Raw genomic sequence first — 23,765 nt, forward strand, 5'->3', positions numbered from 1 at the left:
TGTTGCCCGAACCCTTGGTACGGTTCGAACGACGAGCCAAATGCAAGCGCTCGGGCATAACCTTTCGATGCCAGAACTGGTTCCAGAATCTTCCGCACAATATCGATTGCGGCGCATTATGCCGATCTAATCACGGCGAAATCTGCGCAGCCACCGATTTATTTGAAGATGTCTTCTGCACCGCACTGGTCCAGCAGCACACCCCCGGGCGATCACCCGAAGCGAGACGGCGTCGCCCTGGCGAGCAAGTCGCGCAGGCGGGGAGCAGGTGGAGCGCTACGCGACCCGGACGGTCGCGAGAAATTTTTGCACCTCGGTGCGCAAACGGCCGTTTTCACTGGACAATGATTGCGCGGAGGTCAGCACATGCGACGACGCCTTGCCGGTGTCGGCGGCGCCGCGGTTGACTTCGGCGATGCTGCCCGCGACCTGACTGGTGCCGATCGCCGCCTTCTGAACGCTGCGGGCAATCTCCTGGGTCGCTGATCCCTGCTCGTCGACAGAGGCGGCGATGGTCGAGGCGATATGCGCAATGCGTCCGATCGTGCCGCCGATCTCCTTGATGGCGACGGCCGATTCCCGTGTCGCGGACTGGATCTCGGAGATCTGCGAGCTGATCTCCTCGGTCGCCTTGGAGGTCTGCTCGGCCAGCGCCTTGACCTCCTGCGCCACGACGGCGAAGCCGCGGCCGGCCGCGCCGGCGCGGGCGGATTCGATGGTGGCGTTGAGCGCCAGCAAATTGGTCTGCCCGGCGATGGTGGTGATCAGCTCGGTGACGTCGCCGATCCGGTTGGCGGCCTGCAACAGCTTGCTGATCCGCGCATCGGTCTGCTCGGCCTGAGACACAGCCTCAGTGGCGATGGCGCGCGACTCGCGGACCTGGCGGCCGATTTCATCGACCGACGCCGTCATCTCTTCGGTCGCGGAGGCTACCGACTGGACGTGGTTCGACGTCTCGGTCGAGACCGAGGCGGCCACGTTGGAGAGCTGCTGCGTCGTGGCGCTGCCCTTGGCCAGCGCATCGGCGGAGTGTTCGAGTTCGCGCGAGGCCGAGCCGACCGCCTCGACGATCTGGCCGACCGCAGCTTCGAAACCGTCGGCGAGTTGATGCAATTCGGCACGGCGCGCCTCGGCGGCTGCGTGCTCTTCCCGTTCGCGGGCGACGTGATCCCGCTCCGCCTTCTCGATCGCCTGCCGCTTGAAGTCCTCGACCGCACGCGCCATCCGGCCGACTTCGTCGCCGCGATCGAGTCCCGGCAGCTGCACCGCGAAATTGCCTTGCGCGAGCTGATGCATCGCGCCCGACATCGCCACCACAGGCCGGGAAATTCCGCGGCCGATCAGGAACGACATCACGATGCCGGCGAGTGACACCGCGAGCAGGACCGCGCCCAACGTCCACTGTTGGCGATCGATCGCGATCTTGGCGTTCGCGATCGCGCGATCGCGGCCGTCTTTGCTGGATTCGGCGAGGTCTCCGACCAGAGCATCGATATCGGTGAAGCTCTTCTCCGCGCTCTTGATGAACAGCATCGCCGAGCCGGCGTCGCCATCGGCCATCTCGATCGCGTTCTTCGCCTGCTTCTGATAGCCGGTCACAGCGGCCTTCAGCTTCTGGAACTCCGGCCGCGAGGCGGCAGCGCCGAGGGTCTTGTCGACCTCGGCGAGCGCTTCCGGGATCTTGGCGATCGCCGCATTGGCTTCTGTCGAAATCTTGGTGAGCTTGGCCTGGTCGGTTTCGTTGGCCGCGGTCGCCGCCAGCCGGTAGAGCTTCGCGTGCGCGGTCCAGGCGGCATTGTTGAGATCGCCGGCGAGTTCCGACAGCCGCACCGGCCCGGACACCAGCACGTCAACGCCCTGCTGATTGATCCGCAGCACCTCCAACGCGTAGGCGCCGATGCCGAGCAGCGCCACGACCAGCAGCGCTGGAGCGAGCTGAACTTTCCAGGATAGCCCGATGTTCTTGATCAAACGCCCCATGTCGAACGACATCCCATGTCAGCCGCCATCGCACGGTCCCCACCAGCGATGGCGGCGCGCCGCGCTACAGTTTGTAAATGCCCGCGCACACCGCGGTGTTGTCGAGTCGCTCGCAATACATCGCTTTAGGCTCGACCTTTTTGCTGACGGGATTGACGAACTTGTAGTCCTGCCAGAACGACGGCTGCTTGGCGGCCAGCTCGACGCGCTCCTTGACATAGAGCTTGCCGTCGACGTCCTGCGCTTCGATCATATCCTTGCCGATGAACTTGGCGTTGGCGCCATGGGCGAGCACCTTGCCGTCGAGCTGATAGACGACGACATAGAGGTCGTCCTTGATGAACGGCCCGGCCTTGTCGCTGATCAGCGGATAGGTCTTGTCGGCGCCGTCGGCTTTGATCGCTTCGACCGCCTTCTTGACCATTGCGATCGCGTCGTCCTTGCTGGCTTCGGCGAAGGCCGGAACTGCAGCGGCGGCCATCGCCGCAGCGGCGGTGGCGAACAACAACTTCCTGAGCACGAGTGTATCTCCTGCGATGATTGAAGGATGGGGAGCAGCGCAGTGAGCATCTCATCCAAGCGCGAACACAACGTTAAGGCGCAACTCAGGATTGTTACGAGGTAAACGATCTGCGGCGAAATTTAGTTGCAAATGACCTTCACTGGAGCGCAATCGAGCGACCAGATGAGCCTCCTTTTCGCGCGACGCGACCGCGTCGAGCTGTAAAGGAACCGCCGGCGAGCTATTCGACCGGGATGACGTCGACCGCGACGGAGAGCTTCTGCCTGCGCGAGCCGACGATCACGCCGTCGACCGGCGAGACGTCTGAGAAATCGCGACCCACCGCGAGCACGATGTGGTCGTTGCCGATCAACAGATCGTTGGTCGGATCGAACCCGACCCAGCCGCTCTCGTTGCCGCACCACACCGACACCCAGGCGTGGGTGGCGTCCGCGCCTTGCAGCCGCGGCTGTCCCGCCGGCGGATAGGTGCGCAAATAACCGCTGACATAGGCGGCAGGCAGGCCGAGCCCGCGCAGCCCCGCGATCATCACATGGGCGAAATCCTGGCAGACGCCGTGGCGCTTCTCGAATACTTCGGCGAGCGGCGTCGAGATCACCGTCGCCTTCGGATCGTATTTGAACTCGCGGCGGATCCGGCGCATCAAATCCGCCGCGCCGGCGAGAACGCCGCGCGCCGGCGGAAAGCTCTCGGCGGCGTAACGAGTCACGGCACGCTGAACCGGCGCCAGCGAACTCGGGAACACGTAGCCGACCGGCGCATCGGCGCCGAGGCTCGCGCAATCCAGCGCCGCCTCGCCGACGCGCTCCCACGCGGTGCTGCCGCTGTCGCGCGCCGGCGGAATGCGGTTGACCTCGACGCGCGAGCGGCTGTCGATCCGCAGCACCTTGTGCGGCGTCTCGATCACGATGCTTTCGGTCGGGATGCCGAAGAAATCCACCCGTGTCGCCCGCGTCGCCGGACGCGGCTTGATCTCGATGCTATGCGATATCAGTTTCTGGCTGGCGTCGCTGAGCGGCTTCAGCCGCAGCGAGCAGCGCGCGAAGCTGACCTGGCTGCCGTAGCTGTAGCTGGTGACGTGGCGGATATCGTAGATCAAGCCAGCCCCGTCAGCTTTTCCGGGCGCGTCGCGCTGGCGCCGTGCGGAAAGTATTGCGCGCCGATCGCGTCGGCCAGCGACAGCAGATCCTGCTCCAGCGCGAACAGCCAGCGTGCGTCGAGCGCCGAGGCCTCCGCGGTGGTCAGCGTCGCCCGCAGCGCGACTGCGAGCCGCTGCGGCCGTTCGATCAGCCCGCCCTCGTTCAGCGACGGCAGGCTGGCGATCTGTTCGTTGAGCTCTTCGACCTGGAACATCACCGACCGCGGATTGTACGGATCGAGCACCGCGAGATCACGCACCGGCGCGAGCAGCGGCGCGACCAGATAGCGCGACCGATAGGTGATCTGGCAATCGACCAGCGTCAGCAGCAGGTCGAGATCCTCGGCGGTGGCTTCGTCGTAGGCGAATTGCCGGGCGAACCGCGCGGTGTTGACGGCGCGCTCGACCCGCCGCCCCATCCGCAGGAAGCGCCAGCCGACGGCGCGGTTCATGTTCTCCTGCGACAGCCCCGAGAAGCTCGCCAACTCCTGCAACGTGATCTCGGCGAGGCGGATCGCCGCTTCCTCGTCTTCGGCCGGCCGGGCCAGCCGGTTTGCGGTCTGGGTGATGACCTGCCAGGCGTCCGGCGACAGCCGCTCACGCAGCGACGAGGCGTTGCGCTGCGCCGCGCGGATCAGCGACAGCGCCGAGCCGAATTCCTCCTCGCTCTGCAGCGCGTCGGCGGCGATCTTCGTGGTCTGCGCGCGGGCGCCGAGCGAGGTCGCGCCCCAGCTGATCAGCAGCCGCTGAATGCGTTCGATCGCCAGATGCAGCGGCCCCTTGCCGGGGTCGCGCTGCGGCGCGTTGAGCGAGCGCACCAGCCGCAACGTCGCCTCGGCGCGCTCGAGATAGCGCCCGAGCCAGAACAGATTGTCTGCGGCGCGGCTCGGCAGCAGACCGGTGATACGCCGGATCCGCACATTATCGACGGCGGGCAGCAGCGAGGCGTGCGACACCGCACGGTCCGACATCACCCAGACGTCGGCGGCGCGGGCGCCCTCGCCCATCGACACCGCGCGCGAGTCGAGCCGCTCGGCGATCCGGCAGAAGCCGCCGGGCATGATCGTCCAGCCCTGCTCGGTCGCAGCGGCGAACACGCGGAGCACGAACGGTCGCGGCGCCAGCTTGCCGTTGTCCCACACCGGCGTGGTCGACAACCGCACCTGCTCCTGCGCGACATAGTCGATGCCGCGGGCGGCGATCGCGTCGCGCAGCCGGTCGCGCACCGTCGGCGGCAGCTCCGCCGGCAACACCGCGCCGCTGTTCGGAAATCCCGGAACGGTCGGACCGTAAGCGCCTTCGATGACGAAATCGTCGAGCCGCGCCAGCACCTCTTCGCGCGCCGACCTCTGTCCGCACCACCAGGTGGCGATATGCGGCATCATCAGATCCTCGCCGAGCAGGCGGCGACTGAGGCTCGGCAGAAAGCCGAGCAGCGACCGCGCCTCGATCACCCCGGCGCCCGGCATGTTGGCGACGACGACGCCGTTCTTGCGCAGCACGTCGATCAGCCCCGGCACGCCGAGCTGCGACGAGGCGTCGAGTTCGAGCGGATCGAGCGAGTTGGAGTCGACCCGGCGCAGCAGCACGTCGAGCCGCTTCAGCCCGGCGACGGTGCGGATGTGAACGCGATCGCCGGAGACCGCGAGGTCGTCGCCCTCGACCAGCAGGAAGCCGAGATAGCGCGCCAGCGTCGCGTGCTCGAAATAGGTCTCGCTGAACGGCCCCGGCGTCAGCACGCCGATCCGCGGCTCGTCGCGATCGGCGCTGGCGCGCAGTGAGTCGCGGAACGCCTCGAAGAACGGCGCGACGCGCTCGACATTCATCGACTTGTAGAGATCGGTGAAGGCGCGCGACAGCACCAGCCGGTTTTCCAGCGCATAGCCCGCGCCCGAGGGCGCCTGCGTGCGATCGCCGAGCACCCACCAGCGGCCGTCCGGGCCGCGGCCGATATCGGCGGCGTAGAGATGCAGATAGCGCCCGCCCGGCGGCTTCACGCCGGCGACCGCGCGCAGATATTCCGGGCTGCCGGCGATCGCGGCGGCAGGCACCGCGCCGTCGGCGATCAGCCGTCCGTCGCCGTAGAGATCCTGCAGCAGATGTTCATGCAACGTCGCGCGTTGCGCGATGCCGGCGGCGATCTGCTGCCACTCGGCGTCATCGATCAGCAGCGGGACGTGGCTCAGCGGCCAGCCGCGCTCGGCGGCGTCGCCCGGCGCCCGATAGGTGACGCCGGCGTCGCGCAGATGCCGGTCGGCGGTGCGAAAACGGCGTTCGATTTCGTCGGGCGCCAGACCCGCGAAGGCGTCGAAGTAACGGCTCCACACCGCGCGCGGCTCGCCGTCCTCGCCGATGAATTCGTCGGGAATGCCGGGCAGCCGTGCATAATCGCGGATCCATTGCGCGACCTTGCGATCACGCGGACGGACGCGTTTCGCCTGACTGCTCTCTTGCGCCAATCCCGGAACTCCTTGCAATCCGCATCAATGCAGCAGCGGCGTGCGCAAGTCGAGGGTCAGGGGGAATTCTAATGTGCGTTCTTCAGGGGGCGGATCGATCCGCCCCGGCGTGTGGCCGTGGTCCTGGAAGCGCGCCAGCCGGCGCGCCTCGGCCTCGTAGGAATTGACCGGCTTGGTCTCGTAGGAGCGCCCGCCCGGATGGGCGACATGATAGACGCAGCCGCCGAGCGAGCGGCCGTTCCAGCTGTCGACGATGTCGAACACCAGCGGCGAATGCACCGGTATCGTGGGGTGCAGGCCAGAGGCCGGCTGCCAGGCCTTGAACCGCACCGCCGCCACCGCCTCGCCGGAGCGCGCGGTCGGCGTCATCGGCAGACGGCGGCCGTTGCAGGTGATGACGTGGCGGCCCTCGACGAAGCCCTCGGCCTTGACCTGCAACCGCTCGACCGAACTATCGACATAGCGCACCGTGCCGCCGGCGCTGCCTTCTTCGCCGAGCACGTGCCACGGCTCCAGCGCCTGCCGCAGCTCCAGCGTGACGCCGCCGTGATAGACGCTGCCGAATACCGGAAAGCGGAATTCGAGCTGCGCGCTGAACCATTCCGGCTCGAACGCGTAGCCGGCGCGGCCGAGTTCGGCGAGCACGTCGCGGAAATCCTCCCAGAGGAAATGCGGCAGCATGAAACGATCGTGCAGCGTAGTGCCCCAGCGGACGAACTTGCCGTCGAGCGGCTCGCGCCACAGCTTCGCGGTCAGCGCGCGGATCAACAATTGCTGCGCCAGCGACATCCGCGGATCGGGCGGCATCTCGAGCGCGCGGAATTCAACGAGACCGAGGCGGCCGGTCGGGCTGTCCGGCGAATACAGCTTGTCGATGCACAGCTCGGCGCGGTGGGTGTTGCCGGTGATGTCGACCAGGATGTGCCGGAACAGCCGGTCGACCAGCCACAACGGGCCTTTGACGCCCGGCGGCGGCACATGCGCCAGCGCGATCTCCAGCTCGTAAAGCGAGTCGTGACGCGCTTCGTCGATCCGCGGCGCCTGGCTGGTCGGGCCGATGAACATGCCGGAGAACAGATAGGATAGCGACGGATGCCGCTGCCAGAACAGCACCAGGCTCTTGAGCAGATCAGGCCGGCGCAGGAATGGCGAATCCGCGGGCTTCGCTCCGCCGATCACCACATGATTGCCGCCGCCGGTGCCGGTGTGGCGGCCGTCGATCAGGAAGCGGTTGGCGCCGAGCCGCACCTGTGCGGCTTCTTCATACAGGCCGAAAGTGGTCGTCACCGCCTCGCGCCAATTCCGCGCCGGATGGATGTTGACCTCGATCACGCCGGGATCGGGCGTCACCTTGATGACTTCGATGCGCGGATCGAACGGCGGCGGGTAGCCTTCGACATGGACCTGAAGCTGCATCTCCTCCGCGGTCGCTTCCACCGCGGAGACCAGCTCGAGATAGTCCTCGATGGTCTCGGTGGGCGGCATGAACGCGCACAGCACGCCCTCGCGAATCTCGATCGACATCGCGGTGCGGACGCCGCCGCTGCGCAGCTTCTGCTCCGCGACGGCCTGGTTCGCCGCGCCCGACGGCGCCGGCGTCTGCTCGTACACGGGCATCGGTTCGGCCGCGGGCGGCGGCGCGAACGCCGGCAGCGCGCCGCGCGGATCGAGCGGATCGCGCTCGACGATGAAGGGATAATCCTCTTCCGGAATATGCGGCAGCGACGCGATCGGCAGCCGCAAGCCCATCGGCGAGTCGCCCGGCATCAGAAACAGATTGCCGCGGCGCAGCTTCCAGCGCTCGCTGCGCCAGCGCTTGTGCTGCTTCGGAACCTCGGCGTTCCACGCCTGAATCGGCAGCACGAATCCTTTCGGCGTGGTCAGCCCCTGGTCGAACACCCGCGCCATCCGCGCGCGCTCTTCGGGGTCGGCGAGCTTGCTGTCGGAGGGATCGACATTCGGAGGCAGTCCCGCCTCCTTCTGCAGCCAGTGGTTCGGGTCCTCGAACGCCGGCAGCACGTAGTCGGTGTCGATGCCGAGCCGCTTGGCGGTGCCGATCGCGAACTGCTCGGCTTCCTCCACCTTCGCCGGGCGCTGGCCGACCACCGGCGCGATCAGGTCGGCATTCTTCCAGATCGGCACGCCGTCCTTGCGCCAGTACAGGCCGAACGCCCAGCGCGGCAGGCTTTCGCCCGGGTACCATTTGCCCTGGCCGAAATGCAGCAGCCCGCCCGGCGCGAACCGCGTGCGCAGCCGGCGGATCAGATCGTCGGCGAGCATCCGCTTGGCGCCGCCGACCGCGGCGACATTCCATTCCGGCGATTCCATGTCGTCGATCGACACGAAGGTCGGCTCACCGCCCATCGTCAGCCGCACGTCGGAGGCCGCGAGATCGGCGTCGACCTTGTCGCCGAGCGCATCGAGCCGCGCCCAGGATTCGTCGGAAAACGGCCGGGTGATGCGCGGCGCCTCGTGGATGCGCTTGACGCTCATCTCGAAATTGAAATCGACATTGGCGAAGCCGACCACGCCGGAGATCGGCGCCGCGGTCCGATAGTGCGGCGTGGCGGCGACCGGGATATGGCCCTCGCCCGCCAGCATCCCCGAAGTGACGTCGAAGCCGATCCAGCCGGCGCCCGGCAGATAGACTTCGCACCACGCATGCAGATCGGTGAAGTCGTTCTCGACCTCCCGCGGGCCTTCGACCGGATCGATGTCGGGCCGCAACTGCACCAGATAACCGGACACGAAGCGCGCCGCGAGGCCTATATGGCGCAGCGTCTGGATCAGCAGCCATGCCGAATCGCGGCACGAGCCGGCGCCGGCCGCGAGCGTTTCCTCCGGCGTCTGCACCCCCGGCTCCATCCGGATGATGTAGCGGATGCGCTCGCGCAATTTCGCATTGAGGTCGACCAGAAAATTGACGGTGCTGTCCGCCTCGCGCGGAATGCTCGCGAGATAGTCGCGCAACAGCGGCCCCGGCTCGGTCGTCGCCAGATACGGCGCAAGCTCGACCATCAGATCGTTGCTGTAGGCGAACGGGAAGGTCTCGGCATAACTTTCGACGAAGAAGTCGAACGGATTGATCACCGTCATCGCCGCGGTGAAATCGACCTCGATCTTGAGTTCGTTGGCCTTCTCCGGAAACACGAACCGCGCCAGCCAGTTGCCCTGCGGGTCCTGCTGCCAGTTGATGAAGTGGTTCGCCGGCGTGACCTTCAGCGAATACGACAGAATCGGCGTGCGGGTGTGCGGCGCGGGGCGAAGCCGGATGGTCTGGGGGCCGATATCGACCGGACGGTCATATTTATAATGCGTGACGTGATGAAGGGCGACGAAGATCGACACAGGACAACTCCAGCATTCTTTTTGAGCAGAACACCGGGGCAGCACGCAATCAAGCGCTAACAAAGGGCAAGGGATGCACAGCGATGCGGCGCTTTGCATCGCCCAGAACCGTGATCGCCCGGTAAGCCGGGCGCCCCACTGTCCCGGAGCGCTCGTCAATCGAACGCGATCACGCTGGATGACTGGACCCGCTGTCGCGAAGGATGCCAGTTGCGAAGGCGCAGTTACGCCTTCCCGCCCGAATTCTTGCGCGTCTCGCCGACCCACGCTTTCGCCGCCGTCGCCATGATGCCGCTGTCGTTGAGCAGCGTCACCAGCTTGAAGCCCATCGCGAGGTTTTTGGCGGCGCCCGCCGGCCCCGAACAATGGATGCCGGGATAGATGCCGCGCTTGTCGCATTCCTTCAGGAGCTTGTCGTAGATCTTGAGAATCTCAGGCTCCTCGCGATCGAGCTTCGGGACCAGACCATAGGAGTAGCCGAGGTCGCTCGGCCCGACATAGACGCCGGCGACGCCCTCGACATCGAGAATCGCTTCCATGTTCTCGACCGCCGTGCGGGTCTCGATCATCGGGATGCACAACGTCTCGTCGTTCGCCGTGTCCTGATAGCTGCCGCCGGCGCCGTACATCCCGGCGCGGATCGGGCCGTTGCTGCGGGTGCCGCGCGGCGGGTATTTGCAGTATTGGACGAAATTCTCCGCCTCTTCCTTGGTGTTGACCATCGGGCAGATCACCCCATAGGCGCCGCCGTCCAGCACCTTGCCGATGATCCCCGGCTCGTTCCACGGCACCCGCACCATCGGGGTCACCGGATGGCCGTTCATCGCCTGAAAGCAGGCGACCATCGACTGATAGTCCTGCACGCCGTGCTGGATGTCGACCGTGACGCTGTCGAAGCCGCATTGCGCCATCACTTCGGCGGAAAAGCCCGACGGGATCGCCAGCCACGCATTCACCACCGCCCGGCCGGAGGCCCAGATCTCTTTCACCTTGTTCGCCATGTCGTTCCTCGAGCGCTGTGTTGGTGGATGATGTTGTCGGCGCGTTCGTCATTGCCGGGCTCGCCCCGGCAATCCATCGTTCTTCGCAAGATGATGGATGCGCGGGTCACGCCCGCGCATGACGGTTTGATGTGTCGCAGCCGCCTCACGCCGTCGCCGCCGCGATCGCGCGTTCGCCGACGCCGACCTCGCGGGCGGTGGCGACGATGGCGGCCCAGGTGTCGTCGGAGAGCGGCACCCCGTTCTTGGTCCGGTCGGCGCGCGTCTTCAGTTCCGGATCGCCGGGGATCAGCACCTGATCGACGCCCGCGACCGTCTTCGCGCTCTTGAAGTAATCGACATAGCGCGTGACCTCGGCGTCGAACACATGCGCGGGATCGATCCGCTGCGGATCGACATAGATCGAGAACATGCCGTTGGCGAACGGCCGGTCCGGCCCGGTGGCGCCGTTGCCGGACAACGCGCCGCCGAGCAGCTCGCAGATCAGCGCCAGCCCCGAGCCCTTGTGCTCGCCGAAGGCGCGGATCGCGCCGACGCCGTTGACGTGGTTGATCGGGCCGTCTTTCTCGAACGCGCCATACAGCGTCGCCGGGTCTTCGCTGAAGGTGCCATCCGGATTGATCAGCGCGCCCTGCGGCAGGGTCTTGCCGCCGCGCGCCGCGACCAGCACCTTGCCCTCGGCGACGATCGAGGTCGCGAAATCGAGCACCACCGGCGGGGCGCCCGGGCGCGGCACGCCGACGCAATACGGGGCGGTCGACAACCGCCGCTCGACGCCGCCATAGGGCGCGACAAGAATCGAGCCGGCCGCGGTGACGAAGTGAATCGACACCAGACCTTCGGCCGCCGCCATCTCGGCCCAGTCGCCGATCCGGCCGATATGCCCGGCATTCTTCAGGCCGACCGCCGACAGCCCCTGCGCCTTGCACTTCTCGATGCCGATCCGCACCGCCTGCGGCCCGACGGTCTGGCCGTAGCCGAACTTGCCGTCGACCACCGCGAGCGACGGCAGATCGACCGGCACATCCACCGTCTGATCCGGATGCACGGCGCCGGCGTTGCGCCAGCGGATATACACCGGCACGCGGATCACGCCGTGGCTGTCGTGGCCGGTGAGATTCGCGGTGGTGAGGTAACTGCCGATCCGGCGCGCCTCGGCTTTGGACGATCCTGCGCGCTCGAACACCTGGGCGACGAAATCGATCAGCCTGTCCGCCTGCACCGTCACCATGTCGGCGCACACCATGTCGGCGCAAACCGTATCGGCGCAAGCTTGCCGCGGCCGGCGGCGCGCGCGGCGCTGCCCTGCATCACATCCATCATTGTCCTCCCATGCGGCCGGGCCAATGGCCTCGATCGTCATTTAGTCTTGCGAGTTGAGCGAAAATCCTTCGGGCTGTCTACCGCCTCCACGGCATGACGCACCGGCAGCGCCGACAGGCTGGCTTCCAGCACGCGCAGCATCTCCTGCAGTTCGGCGAGTTTCGCAGCGCCGTAACGGCGCGCGATCTCGGCGTAGATCGCCTCGGAAAACGGCGCCACCGCCGCGATCAGGGTCAGCCCCTTGCGTGTGATCGACACCATGCTGCGGCGCTGATCGTCCTTCGCCGGTTTCCGCGCGATCAGCTTGCGGGCCTCGAGGTCGCGCAGAATCCGCGACAGGCTCGGCCCCAGCAAATAAGCGCTGTGCGCCAGCTCGGTGACTTCGGTGGTGTCGACCGCCGTCAGCGCACGCAATATCCGCCATTGCTGTTCGCTGAGGCCGTGGGCGCGCAGCAGCGGCCGGAATTGGCGCATCACCGCCTCGCGGCTGCGCAGCAACTGCATCGGCAGCGAACGTGAAAAATCCCGCATCGGCGCGCCGGTCGCGGATCGCTGCGCTTCTTCGCTTTTGCGAGGCTTCGGCTTCGGCGCAGGATTGTTTCGCTTCGCTCGCAACGGCGTCGAGTCTTTTTGCATTGCAGCACGCGCGGTTTGGGTTTGAGCCGGATCATTTAACATGTTAATCAGTTGCCGCGCGACAGCTTTGTTGAAACGATCACGCGCGGGGATGGAAGTCGGGCGATGGCATTGACGTCGAGCGAGATCCGCGCCGCAGCCGGGCGGCTGCATCAGGCAGAGAAGACCAGGGTCCAGATCCGCCAGCTTTCGCTCGATCATCCGGCGATCAGCATCGCCGACGCCTACGCGATCCAGAAGGCATGGATCGACATCAAGCTCGCCGAGGGCCGGGTGCTGCGTGGCCACAAGATCGGGCTGACCTCGAAGGCGATGCAGAGCCAGTTGGCGATCGACGAGCCGGATTCCGGCGTGCTGCTCGACGACATGTTTTTCGACGACGGCGGCGTGGTGCCGACCGACCGGTTCATCGCCACACGGATCGAGGCCGAGCTCGCCTTCGTCATCAAGCATCGGCTCAGCGGCCCGCATTGCACGATCTTCGACGTGCTCAACGCCACCGACTTCGTGACGCCGGCGCTGGAAATTCTCGACACCCGCGTGCAGCGCGTCGACCCGGACACCCAGTCCACGCGCAAGATTTTCGACACCATCGCCGACAACGCCGCAAATGCCGGCATCGTGCTCGGCGGCCGACCGATCCGGCCGCTCGACGCCGATCTGCGCTGGATCGGCGCGCTGATCACCAAGAACGGCCAGCTCGAGGAAACCGGCCTCGCCGCCGGCGTCCTCAACCACCCGGCCACCGCGGTGGCGTGGCTGGCCAATACGATCGCGCCGCAGGGTCTCGCGCTGGAGCCGGGGCAGATCGTATTGGCGGGGTCGTTCATCCGCGCCATCGAATGCCGCAAGGGCGACACGATTCAGGCCGACTACGGCCCCTACGGCACCGTGAGTTGTTACTTCGGCTGATCATCGAGCGAGCCCACCCATGCCGCATTTCACCATCGAATATTCCGCCAATCTCGACGACCGCGTCGACATCGCCGCCGTCGTCGATCTGGTCCGCACCACCGCGATCGAAACGGGGATTTTCCCGGTCGGCGGCATCCGCGTCCGCGCCATCCGGTGCGAGCACTACGCCATCGCCGACGGCCGCGACGGCTTCGCCTTCATGGCGATGCTGCTGCGGCTCGGCGAAGGCCGCGACCTGCCCGCGCGCAAGCGCGCCGGCGACCACATCTTCACCAAGCTGTCGCAAGAGCTCGACCCGCTGTTCGCCGACGAAGGTTTCGCGTTGTCGTTCGACATCCAGGTCATCGACAAGGAAACCTCCTGGAAGCGCAACTCGATCCACGACCTCCTGATTGCCGAGGCCCGCCATGGCTGAGGCCGCCCCCGCCGGGACGAACGATCCGGCCTCTGCGTTTCAGGCCAATCAGGAGCGCGCTGCGCCGCTGTTGAAGCGATTGAACGCCGACGGCATCGGCCACCTGATCGACGGCGAGATCGTGCCGTCGTCATCGGGCGACGTGTTCGAGACACATTCGCCGATCGACAACACGGTGCTGGCGCAGGTCTCGCGCGGCACAATTGAGGACATCGACCGCGCCGCGCAGGCGGCGAAGCGGGCGTTTCCGGCGTGGCGCGACATGCCGGCGCCGGCGCGGCGCAAGCTGCTGCACAGGGTCGCGGACGCGATCGAGGCGCGCGCAGACGACATCGCCGTGCTGGAATGCATCGACACCGGGCAAGCTCACCGCTTCATGGCGAAGGCCGCGATCCGCGCCGCCGAGAATTTCCGTTTCTTCGCCGACAAATGCACCGAGGCGCGCGACGGCCTCAACACGCCGAGCGACGAGCATTGGAACGTTTCGACCCGGGTGCCGATCGGCCCGGTCGGGGTGATCACGCCGTGGAATACGCCGTTCATGCTGTCGACCTGGAAGATCGCGCCGGCGCTCGCGGCCGGCTGCACTGTGGTGCACAAGCCGGCGGAATGGTCGCCGGTGACCGCCGATCTGTTGTCGCAACTCTGCAGGCAGGCCGGCCTGCCCGACGGCGTGCTCAACACCGTGCACGGCTTCGGCGAGGAAGCCGGCAAGACCTTGACCGAGCATCCCGCCATCAAGGCGATCGCCTTCGTCGGCGAAACCGCCACGGGCGCTGCGATCATGGCGCAGGGCGCGCCGACGCTGAAGCGCGTGCATTTCGAACTCGGCGGCAAGAACCCGGTGATCGTGTTCGACGACGCCGATCTCGACCGCGCGCTCGACGCCGTGGTGTTCATGATCTACTCGCTGAACGGTGAGCGCTGCACCTCGTCGAGCCGGCTGCTGATCCAGCAATCGATCGCCGACACCTTCATCGACAGGCTCGCGGCCCGCGTGCGCGCGCTGAAGGTCGGCCATCCGCTCGATCCCGCGACCGAGATCGGCCCGCTGATCCATCAGCGTCATCTCGACAAGGTCTGCTCCTATTTCGATATCGCCAGACAGGACGGCGCGACCATCGCGGTCGGCGGCGCGCGGCATCACGGGCCGGGCGGCGGCCATTATGTGCAGCCGACGCTGGTGACCGGGGCGCGCAGCGACATGCAGGTCGCGCAGGAGGAAGTGTTCGGGCCGTTCCTCACCGTGATCCCGTTCCGCGACGAGGCGGACGCGATCCGTATCGCCAATGATGTCCGCTACGGCCTCGCCGGCTATGTCTGGACCGCCGACATCGGCCGCGCGCTCCGCGTCGCCGACGCGCTGGAGGCCGGGATGATCTGGCTGAACTCGGAGAACGTCCGCCATCTGCCGACCCCGTTCGGCGGCATGAAGCAATCCGGCATCGGCCGAGACGGCGGCGACTACTCGTTCGAGTTCTACATGGAGACCAAACACGTCTCGCTCGCGCGCGGCACGCACAAGATCCAGAGACTGGGGGCGGTGTAGTGCATGACTTTCGCGTCTGTCATTCCGGGGCGCTCGCACAGCGAGCGAACCCGGAATCCATACTCCCGGCGCGTGCGTTCGTGCACGGCCGCAGACACAGGGGCTATGGATTCCGGGTTCGCGCCTGACGGCGCGCCCCGGAATGACGAACTTTGATGCTGTGAACTAACCACGCTTTCCTGGGGACCCTCGCCATGCCAGTACCGCAGCACGTATTCGATCCGCCGTTCAACATCATCCGTTGCAGCCATGTCGTGCTCGACGTCACCGACCTTGCGGCGAGCGTGGATTTCTACGCCGAGATCATCGGGCTGCATGTCGAGGATCGCGACGACGCGACCGCGTATCTGCGCGGCAGCGAGGAGCATCAGCATCATTCACTGGTGCTGCGACAGGCCGACAGACCGGCCGCCGCGCGGCTCGGCTTCCGCGTCGGCGGCGAGGCGGATCTCGACAAGGCCGGGAGCTTCTTCGCCGAGAACGGGCTGATCTACAGCTTCGTCGATCGGCCGTTCCAGGGCCGCACGCTGCATGTCACCGATCCGTTCGGCTTCCGGCTCGAACTCACCGCAAGCATCGAAAAGCGGCCGCATCTGTTGCGTCGCTACGAACTGTACAAGGGCTGCCACCCGCAGCGGCTCGACCATTTCAACGTATTCGCCGCCGAGACCCAGGACACCATCGACTTCTATGCCCGGCTCGGCTTCCGCCTCACCGAATATGCCGAGGAAGACGGCGAGAACGGCCGGATCGCCGCGGCCTGGATGCACCGCAAGGGCAATGTCCATGATTTCGCGATCACCAACGGCCGCGGTCCGCGGCTGCATCATTTCGCCTATTGGGTGCCCGGCCCGCTGAACATCATTCACCTGTGCGACGTGATGGCATCACGCGGGCTCGGCCTCGAGCGCGGCCCCGGCCGCCACGGCATCTCGAATGCGTTCTTTCTCTACGTCCGCGATCCCGACGGCCACCGCATCGAGCTGTATTGCAGCGACTACCAGACCATGGACCACGACCACGAGCCGCTGCGCTGGTCGCTGCGCGATCCGCGCCGCCAGACGCTGTGGGGCGCGCCCGCGCCGCGCTCCTGGTTCGAGCAGGGCTCGGAATTCCTCGGCGAAACGGTTCGCGAGCCGGCCTTCGTGGCCGATGTGATGATTGCGGATTGACCCGCGGATGCGCACACTCGTAGCACGCAACTTCGTCATTCCGGGGCGCGCGAAGCGCGAGCCCGGAATCCATAACCCCTGTCAGTGAGTATGGATTCCGGGCCTGCGCCGCTGGCGCGGCGCATCCCGGAATGACACCTTCAAAGGCTGATCATCCATGACCACTCCCCGTCTCGCCACCTTCACCGTCAACGGCCTCACGCGCTACGGCGCGGTGTGCGACAATGGCGTCGTCGATCTGTCGGCGCGCCACGCCAACGACTATCCCACCCTGCGCGAGGTGATCGCCGCCGGCGCGCTGACGCGGATCGTCGACGAGGCCGCCGGCCTCGCGCCGGATTTCGCCCGCGACGCGATGGTGTATCATCCGCCGATCCCGCAACCCGAAAAGATCATCTGCGTCGGCGTCAACTATCCGGATCGCACCGCCGAATACAAAGACGGCAGCGAGGCGCCGAAATTCCCCAGCATGTTCATGCGCACCGCGCGCTCCTTCGTCGGCCACGGCGCGTCCTTGGTGCGGCCGCGCACCTCGAAGCTGCTCGATTATGAGGGCGAGCTGACGCTGGTGATCGGCAAGCCAGGCCGTCATATCGCGGAAGCCGATGCGCTCGACCATGTCGCCGCGATCACGCTGTGCAACGAGGGCACGATCCGCGACTGGGTCCGCCACGCCAAGTTCAACGTTACGCAGGGCAAGAATTTCGACCACACCGGCAGCCTCGGCCCGTGGCTGGTACCGTTCACCGGCGAAGCGCAGATCGCCGACATCCGCCTCACCACCCGCGTCAACGGCGACACCCGGCAGGACGACCGCACCTCGCGGATGATCTTCGGCTTCCGCTATCTCATCCACTACATCTCCACCTTCACCACGCTGGTGCCGGGCGATCTGATCGTCACCGGCACCCCGGCGGGCGCCGGCGCGCGCTCCGATCCGCCGGTGTATCTCGCGCCCGGCGACATCATCGAGGTCGAGGCCGACGGCATCGGGACCTTGCGCAACGGCGTGATCGACGAAGCGGCAGCGTAGTTACCTGTTCAACAGCAACGGACATCAAGCATGAGCATCATGACCGGCGGCGAAGCGATCGTACAAGGCCTCGTCGCGCACGGCGTCGACACCGTGTTCGGCCTGCCCGGCGCGCAGATCTACGGCCTGTTCGACGGCTTCGCCAAGGCGCAGTTGCGGGTGATCGGGGCGCGGCACGAGCAGGCCTGCGGCTATATGGCGTTCGGCTATGCGCGCGCCTCGGGCCGCCCCGGCGTGTTCAGCGTCGTGCCCGGCCCCGGCGTGCTCAATGCGGGCGCCGCGATGCTCACCGCGTTCGGCTGCAACGAGCCGGTGCTGTGTCTCACCGGGCAGGTGCCGAGCGCCTATCTCGGCCGCGGCCGCGGCCATCTGCACGAGATGCCGGACCAGCTCGCGACGCTGCGCAGCTTCATCAAATGGGCGGAGCGGATCGAATATCCCGGCAGCGCGCCGGCGCTGGTGGCCCGCGCGTTTCAGGAAATGATGTCCGGCCGGCGCGGCCCGGTGGCGCTGGAAATGCCGTGGGACGTGTTCACGCAACGCGCCGAGACCGCGGCCGCGATCAAGCTCGATCTGGTCGCGCCGCCGCTGCCCGATCCCGACCGGATCGACGCGGCGGCCAGGCTGATCGCCGCGAGCAGGACGCCGATGATCTTCGTCGGCTCCGGCGCGCTCGACGCCGGCGACGAGATTCTCGAACTCGCCGAAGCGATCGACGCGCCGGTCGTGGCGTTCCGCTCCGGCCGCGGCATCGTCAGCAACGCGCATGAGCTGGGCCTCACCTTCGCCGCCGCCTATCAGCTCTGGCCGCAGACCGATCTGATCATCGGCATCGGCACGCGGATGGAGTTGCCGACCACGTTCCGCTGGCCGTTCCGCCCGGCGGGGCAAACCTCAGTGCGGATCGACATCGATCCCGCCGAGATGCGCCGTTTCTCGCCGGACGCAGCCGTCGTCGCCGATGCGAAAGCCGGCGCGCGGGCGCTGGTCGACGCGGTGAGCAAGCGCGGCTACAGCAAGACCCAGGGCCGCCGCGACACCATCCGCGACGCGACCGCGCGCACGCTGGAAGCGATCCAGTCGGTGCAGCCGCAGATGGCGCATCTGAAGATCCTGCGCGAGGTGCTGCCGGACGACGCCATCGTCACCGACGAGCTCTCGCAGGTCGGCTTCGCCTCCTGGTACGGCTTCCCGGTGTACCAGCCGCGCACCTTCCTCACCTCGGGCTATCAGGGCACGCTCGGCTCCGGCTTCCCGACCGCGCTCGGCGCCAAGGTCGCCTTCCCTGACAGGCCCGTGGTGGCGATCACCGGCGACGGCGGTTTCATGTTCGCGGTACAGGAGCTCGCCACCGCGGTGCAGTTCAACATCGGCGTGGTCACGCTGGTGTTCGACAATTCGGCCTACGGCAACGTCCGGCGCGATCAGGTCACCCAGTTCGAGGGCCGCGTGGTGGCGTCCGATCTGGTCAACCCGGATTTCGTCAAGCTCGCGGAATCGTTCGGCGTCGGCGCCGCGCGCGTCACCGCGCCCGATCACTTCCGTCCCGCGCTGGAAAAAGCGCTGGCGCATGGCGGTCCGTATTTGATCGCGATCGACGTGGCGCGCGACAGCGAGGCCAGCCCGTGGCCGTTCATCCATCCGGCGAAGCCGTAATTACTGCGCGACAAACCTCTCGTTCGTCATTCCGGGGCGTCGCGAAGCGGCGAACCCGGAATCCATAACCCCTGGACTCGCGGAAGACAAAAGGCGTCACGCGCGGTGTAACAACATCACCACAGGGCGTGTGGATTCCGGGTTCGCGCTGCGCGCGCCCCGGAATGACGAACTCTGGTTGCGTGCTACGGCGTCTCGGTATCGCCCGTCCGCAGCCGCGATGCCGCCAGCACCAGCAGTCCCGCGCCCGCGACCGACCAGCACGCCACCGGCGCCCAGTGCAGCAGCGGCGCGTAGTCCGGCAGCTTCTGCAGGCCGCCGGCAACGGCGGCCATGCGCGCGAAGGTGGCGAGCGCCAGCGCCGAGAACACCAGCCCGGTGAGCCTGCCCTCGGCGCCGGTCTGTCCGATCGCGAGCGCCGCCGACACTGCGCTCATCAGCATGCAGCCCCACGCCGCGCCGGCGAGGAATTGCGCCGCAATCAGCACGTTCAGATTGCCGGCATATTCCGCGCCGACCACCGCCAAGGCGCCGAGCAGCCCCGCGGCGCCCATCACGATCAGGCCGCCGCGATGCTTCACCACCATGCTCGCCGGAAACAGCGCGACGTTGAAGCCGATCCAGAACACCGGCATCAGCCATTGCAGATCGTCGGGCCTGGCGAAGCGCAGAAAGAACGGCGCGCTGTTCAGGCTGAAATGCATCTGATAGCCGAGCGCGAGCAGCACCATCGCGGCGATGAACAGCACCGGCAGGCGGCCCGGCGCTCTGGCCGGCGCAGGCGTCTTCGGCGCAGCCTGCGCGGTCGCAACGCCGCGCTCGACCTTCGACAACGCCAGCGTCGTGATCAGCAGCACCACGCTCGAGATCACGAACGGCAGCCGCGGGTCGACGTTCTTCAGCACCACGCCGAGATAGGGCGACACGGCCCCGGCCAATCCATATCCGAGCATGGTCAGCGCCGACAGCCACGGCAGCGACGGCCGCGCGCCGTATTTGCCGAGCAGCGTCAACGGCGGCGCGCGCAGCGCCGACGACGTCGCCGCCCACACCACGATCAACGCGATGAACGCGATCTGCGCCGACGATCCGACGGTGGCGACGAAAGGCAGCGCCACGAAGGCGGCGCAGGAGAACGCCGCGGCGATGCCGACGAACAGGCCGAGCCGACCGACGAGCGTTGTGATCCGGTCGGCGGCGATGCCCATCGCGGTGTCGGCGATGGTGAAAATGGCCTGGTCGAGCATCAGGATCAGGATCACCGCCCCGGGCGCGATTCCGACCTCGGCGGCGAGCTTCGGCAGATAGACCACGTAAATGGTCCAGCACAGCGTGAACAGCAATTGCAGCAAAGCGATATAGAGGCCAATGCGGTTCACACCGCCGGCGCGCGCAGCCGCGTCATCGATCGCCCGCTCGGCCATCGTCCCTCTCTTCGGGAACCAGCATAGACCGGAGTTCCATCGGCAGGGAAGCCGGGCCCCTACAGCGCCTTGCGGAAGGTCAGATTGATGCGCTGGCGGCCGAGCAGCTCGTGGTCGCCGTCCTTCAACGCCAGCACGCCGTGATACACCAGCCGGCTCTCGCCGCCCCACACCAGCACATCGCCATGGCGTAGCTCGAAGCGGCGCGGCTTGTCGCTGCGCGCCATCCCGCCGAACTGGAAGATCGCCGGCAGGCCGAGCGACACCGAGACGATCGGCGCGGAAAAATCCTGCTCGTCTCTGTCCTGATGCAGCGCCATCCTGGCGCCGGGCGCGTAGCGGTTGATCAGGCAGGCATCCGGATCGAAACCGGCGAAGCCCGCTTCCGCCGCCGCACCGATCGCGAGATCGCGCAGCACCGACGGCATTTCCGGCCACGGTCGATCGCCCTGCGGATCATGCGTCGCGTAGCGATAGCCGCTTCGGTCGGTGACCCAGCCGACGCGGCCGCAACTCGTCATCGCCACGCTCATGGCGTGGCCGCCCGGCGTCATCATGTGGCGGAACGGCGCGCGCCCGACGATGGCCTCGATCGCCCCAATCAGATCGCGCTCCTGCGGGCGGGCAAAGCCGTGCAGCAGCGCCGCGCCCGGCGCGATCTCCTCGCGTCGCGGTCCATCGAACACACCTTCGAACAGATCGGCTGTGGCCATCAGCCATGGTTCCTTCTCATCGTGGCGCGCGCAGTTCTGAACTGGCCCGAAACGCGCGCGCTCGCAAGCCGCCGCGCTTCATCCGAAGCCCCCCCGTCGCTGGTCTCCATGGCGAGATCGACGAAGGCGCGCACCTTGGCCGACAGCAGCCGCGACGTCGGATAGCGGCGGCCAACGCACCAGACCGGGTCATCGGCTCAAGCTCTTTCGGTCCCGATTGAATCAGAACCGAATCTCTCACTGGTTGGTCCACGCATTTCTTTAACGCGAACCGGGATCCGCTTCGCTCGAAAACGCCATCATCCGTCGACCCGCTGTTTCGCACGCGGCTGCATCAGGCTAAAGCGAACCGATGAACAGCCCGACCCCGATCGATACCGTGAGTCCGTGCCAGAGCTGCGGCGCCTGTTGCGCCTATTCGGCGAACTGGCCGCGTTTCACGGTGGAGGAAGACGCAGCGCTCGATGCTATACCGGCGGAACTCGTCAATGCGCGACTGAGCGGGATGCGCTGCGACGGCGAGCGCTGCTGCGCGCTCAGCGGGACGATCGGCGAAGCGACCGCCTGCACGATCTACGCGCTGCGGCCGGAGGTTTGCCGTGAGTGCCAGCCGGGCGATCCGGAATGCGGCATGGCGCGGCGCAGATACAATCTGCCGCCGCTGGCGACGGCCGGCTGATCAGCACACCAGATCAGCTCGCCGTGGGCGCGATCTCGTCGTCGTCGACCTCGTCCTGATCGAGCGGCGCAAAGCTCGACAGCGGCTTGGTCGAGAGTGTGATCGCCTTGCGGTTCCCGTAGGTCGGCGCCGGCGGGCGAGGCCGCGGCGCCGCCAATTCGCGCGACAGCGCGACCAGCACGGAACCGACCCGACCGCCATGGTGGATCAGATCGCGCTCATCGCAGCTCGCGGCGATCGTCAGCGCCAGCGCGTGCAGATGGGCGCGGCGATAACAGAACAGCGCGAGCTGGGCACGCACGTCGGACGACACACTCTCCACCAGCGCCGGCAGACCGCTCTCATTGGCGCGATACATCGCGCCGAGGAGATCGTCCCGGACCGGGCAGTGGTCATTTTCGAAGTTTTCACGGCTCGACAACATCGGCGTTTCTCCGAGGCGATTTCGACAATGAGGATGCGGCCGAATTTGCTAACGAGAGCTTAACTATGCCTTCCGATACCTCCGAAAGGACTTGCGCGAATCGCATGGAACGATTTGCGATCACGTTTTTTTGGATCGCTCGGATTTGATCACTCCGCCGCTGCGATCGGGAGTAACCTTTTAATCACCATCCGGCAATTGAAGTTCATCAGTAACGGCGGAGATTTCAGATGAGTGATCCCGTGACGTTGTTGTTCCCGAACCTGTTGCAGCCCGCGGCTGGCACCTACGCACCGGTCGGGGTCAAATTCTGGGAGAATGAGGAAACCGTCCTCGCCGGCATGAAGGAATTCGCCGATGGCTGGTTCGAGCGCCGGCGGATTGGAACCCATGCGGCGTTGGAAACGGCGCGCCGAATGGGCGAAGCGGCGACGCCGCTCGACAGCATCCGCGAGTATCAGGACTGGCTCGGCGGCGCGATGGCGCGTCTGCTGGAAGACGGCATCGCCTTTCAACAACAAGTGATCAAGGCCAACGCCCGTCTGGCGCCGCATCTGCCGGGCGCCGGCAATTCGGCGGCGCCTTCGGCGGAGAAGGACGAACGCATCAGCGCCTGACCCGCGCCGGGAACCTCGTTCCTGATTTATTCGATCAGCAGCCGCGGGGTTCCGGTGGATTCGCCGGAACCGGCGCGATCGGCTACGGATTGGCGGCGAGCACGACCGCAAGGGCGAAGCTGGTGAGATGGTGCAACGCCTGATCGGTGCCGATCAGCCACCAGAACCAGCGGCTTTCCGAGGTGATGTTGAACGTCGCAACGGAAAATCCCTTGGCGCGATCGATCGCCAGATGGATGGCGCAGTCGATCAGCCCGATGAACCAGAAACGCGGCGCGAGGATCAGCATTATCGCGGTGGTCAGCACCAGATGCACCGCGCAATGCGCGAACAGCGGCAACGCCCAGCCGGTCTTCTTGTCCTTGCCGATCGCCATCCAGGCGTTCTGCAGATAGAAATCGGCGAACACGTGCTTCAGCGTGAGCACGAGCATCCATCCGGTGAGCGCACCAACGGAGACCGCCGACGACAATTGGGGAAGGATCAAACTCACGCCCTTTGCCTGGGCCCGACGGGTCCATCACGACATGAACAGACGGTGGACGCCGTTGTCTTTCGTGCGGATGTTCCGTGCGAGCGCTGAGCATCGCAACAGGTCAGGGACTGACCAGCGGTCCCATTATGACATTTCTGGTTCCGGAATGCACGTGGGGGAAACCGCCGGGCGAATGCTCGACCACTTGACCCCTTTCCCGGTATCCAACCTGGAGCAAGTCCGGTTCCGATCAAATCAGACAGGAGGCCCGGTTACTTGGTCCGG

The 23,765-nt window shown here is 66.6% G+C and carries 20 protein-coding genes; 8 read left to right on the top strand and 12 right to left on the bottom strand.

Translation table 11 applies throughout. The annotated features are described in order from the left end of the window. Positions 1–276 precede the first annotated feature (276 nt). The 8 genes from BMY71_RS08085 to hpaR form a co-directional block, all read right to left on the bottom strand. The gene (locus tag BMY71_RS08085) at positions 277–1,980 is read right to left on the bottom strand and encodes a methyl-accepting chemotaxis protein (RefSeq protein ID WP_011503970.1); all 1,704 of its coding nucleotides are present in this window, start codon (positions 1,978–1,980) and stop codon (positions 277–279) included. A gap of 64 nt (positions 1,981–2,044) precedes the next feature. Further along, complete coding sequence (locus tag BMY71_RS08090; protein WP_049760780.1) at positions 2,045–2,461, bottom strand: cache domain-containing protein; 417 nt, start codon at positions 2,459–2,461, stop codon at positions 2,045–2,047. A gap of 262 nt (positions 2,462–2,723) precedes the next feature. Further along, positions 2,724–3,602 (bottom strand): transglutaminase family protein, encoded by an 879-nt coding sequence (locus BMY71_RS08095; protein WP_092682946.1) that lies wholly within the window; start codon positions 3,600–3,602, stop codon positions 2,724–2,726. Continuing rightward, entirely contained in the window at positions 3,599–6,100 is a 2,502-nt protein-coding gene (locus tag BMY71_RS08100) for a circularly permuted type 2 ATP-grasp protein (RefSeq protein WP_092682948.1), read from the bottom strand. The genes BMY71_RS08095 and BMY71_RS08100 overlap by 4 nt, the downstream gene beginning before the upstream one ends. Positions 6,101–6,124: 24 nt before the next feature. Beyond that, positions 6,125–9,448 (bottom strand): transglutaminase family protein, encoded by a 3,324-nt coding sequence (locus tag BMY71_RS08105; protein ID WP_092682950.1) that lies wholly within the window; start codon positions 9,446–9,448, stop codon positions 6,125–6,127. A 224-nt stretch (positions 9,449–9,672) separates the two neighbouring features. Then, a complete protein-coding gene (locus BMY71_RS08110; protein WP_092682952.1) occupies positions 9,673–10,449 on the bottom strand; it encodes an HpcH/HpaI aldolase family protein in 777 nt (258 codons plus the stop codon). A gap of 145 nt (positions 10,450–10,594) precedes the next feature. Further along, a complete protein-coding gene (locus BMY71_RS08115; protein ID WP_092683159.1) occupies positions 10,595–11,680 on the bottom strand; it encodes a malate/lactate/ureidoglycolate dehydrogenase in 1,086 nt (361 codons plus the stop codon). Between the two features lie 128 nt (positions 11,681–11,808). Then, positions 11,809–12,303: a homoprotocatechuate degradation operon regulator HpaR gene (gene hpaR, locus BMY71_RS08120; RefSeq protein WP_092683161.1), complete on the bottom strand. Its 495-nt coding sequence runs from the start codon at positions 12,301–12,303 to the stop codon at positions 11,809–11,811. A 210-nt stretch (positions 12,304–12,513) separates the two neighbouring features. On the opposite strand from hpaR, the gene hpaH reads away from it, so the two are divergent. The 6 genes from hpaH to BMY71_RS08150 all read left to right on the top strand — a co-directional run bounded on the left by hpaH (position 12,514) and on the right by BMY71_RS08150 (position 19,148). Further along, positions 12,514–13,320, top strand: a complete 807-nt coding sequence (gene hpaH / locus BMY71_RS08125) for a 2-oxo-hept-4-ene-1,7-dioate hydratase (RefSeq protein ID WP_092682954.1) — start codon at positions 12,514–12,516, stop codon at positions 13,318–13,320. Positions 13,321–13,339: 19 nt separating this feature from the next. Further along, complete coding sequence (locus BMY71_RS08130; protein ID WP_011503979.1) at positions 13,340–13,738, top strand: 5-carboxymethyl-2-hydroxymuconate Delta-isomerase; 399 nt, start codon at positions 13,340–13,342, stop codon at positions 13,736–13,738. Next, positions 13,731–15,287 carry a 5-carboxymethyl-2-hydroxymuconate semialdehyde dehydrogenase gene (gene hpaE / locus BMY71_RS08135; RefSeq protein ID WP_092682956.1) on the top strand — a complete coding sequence of 519 codons (1,557 nt, stop codon included), beginning with the start codon at positions 13,731–13,733 and terminating at the stop codon, positions 15,285–15,287. Before BMY71_RS08130 ends, hpaE begins: the two co-directional genes overlap by 8 nt. Before the next feature lie 194 nt (positions 15,288–15,481). Then, on the top strand, positions 15,482–16,459 hold the full coding sequence (hpaD, locus tag BMY71_RS08140; RefSeq protein ID WP_011503981.1) for a 3,4-dihydroxyphenylacetate 2,3-dioxygenase: 978 nt from the start codon (positions 15,482–15,484) through the stop codon (positions 16,457–16,459). A 157-nt stretch (positions 16,460–16,616) separates the two neighbouring features. After that, on the top strand, positions 16,617–17,492 hold the full coding sequence (locus BMY71_RS08145; protein WP_011503982.1) for a fumarylacetoacetate hydrolase family protein: 876 nt from the start codon (positions 16,617–16,619) through the stop codon (positions 17,490–17,492). A 30-nt stretch (positions 17,493–17,522) separates the two neighbouring features. Beyond that, positions 17,523–19,148 carry a thiamine pyrophosphate-dependent enzyme gene (locus BMY71_RS08150; RefSeq protein WP_092682958.1) on the top strand — a complete coding sequence of 542 codons (1,626 nt, stop codon included), beginning with the start codon at positions 17,523–17,525 and terminating at the stop codon, positions 19,146–19,148. Between the two features lie 185 nt (positions 19,149–19,333). Here the strand turns inward: BMY71_RS08150 and BMY71_RS08155 are convergent, their stop codons facing one another. Continuing rightward, positions 19,334–20,572, bottom strand: coding sequence for an MFS transporter (locus BMY71_RS08155; protein WP_092682960.1), 1,239 nt, complete (start codon positions 20,570–20,572; stop codon positions 19,334–19,336). A gap of 59 nt (positions 20,573–20,631) precedes the next feature. Further along, positions 20,632–21,285 carry a DNA oxidative demethylase AlkB gene (gene alkB, locus BMY71_RS08160; protein ID WP_092682962.1) on the bottom strand — a complete coding sequence of 218 codons (654 nt, stop codon included), beginning with the start codon at positions 21,283–21,285 and terminating at the stop codon, positions 20,632–20,634. Positions 21,286–21,637: 352 nt separating this feature from the next. Between alkB and BMY71_RS08165 the strand changes: the two genes are divergently transcribed. Continuing rightward, positions 21,638–21,964: a YkgJ family cysteine cluster protein gene (locus BMY71_RS08165; RefSeq protein WP_092682964.1), complete on the top strand. Its 327-nt coding sequence runs from the start codon at positions 21,638–21,640 to the stop codon at positions 21,962–21,964. Positions 21,965–21,977: 13 nt separating this feature from the next. On the opposite strand, the gene BMY71_RS08170 is transcribed toward BMY71_RS08165, so the two are convergent. Further along, a complete protein-coding gene (locus BMY71_RS08170) occupies positions 21,978–22,388 on the bottom strand; it encodes a hypothetical protein (RefSeq protein WP_092682966.1) in 411 nt (136 codons plus the stop codon). 230 nt (positions 22,389–22,618) lie between these two features. Between BMY71_RS08170 and BMY71_RS08175 the strand changes: the two genes are divergently transcribed. After that, positions 22,619–23,005, top strand: coding sequence for a hypothetical protein (locus tag BMY71_RS08175; RefSeq protein WP_092682968.1), 387 nt, complete (start codon positions 22,619–22,621; stop codon positions 23,003–23,005). Positions 23,006–23,087: 82 nt separating this feature from the next. Here the strand turns inward: BMY71_RS08175 and BMY71_RS08180 are convergent, their stop codons facing one another. Beyond that, the gene (locus BMY71_RS08180; RefSeq protein ID WP_011503988.1) at positions 23,088–23,492 is read right to left on the bottom strand and encodes a DUF3307 domain-containing protein; all 405 of its coding nucleotides are present in this window, start codon (positions 23,490–23,492) and stop codon (positions 23,088–23,090) included. Between the last annotated feature and the right edge of the window lie 273 nt (positions 23,493–23,765).

This window comes from Rhodopseudomonas pseudopalustris (assembly GCF_900110435.1).
GTDB classification, from domain to species: domain Bacteria; phylum Pseudomonadota; class Alphaproteobacteria; order Rhizobiales; family Xanthobacteraceae; genus Rhodopseudomonas; species Rhodopseudomonas pseudopalustris.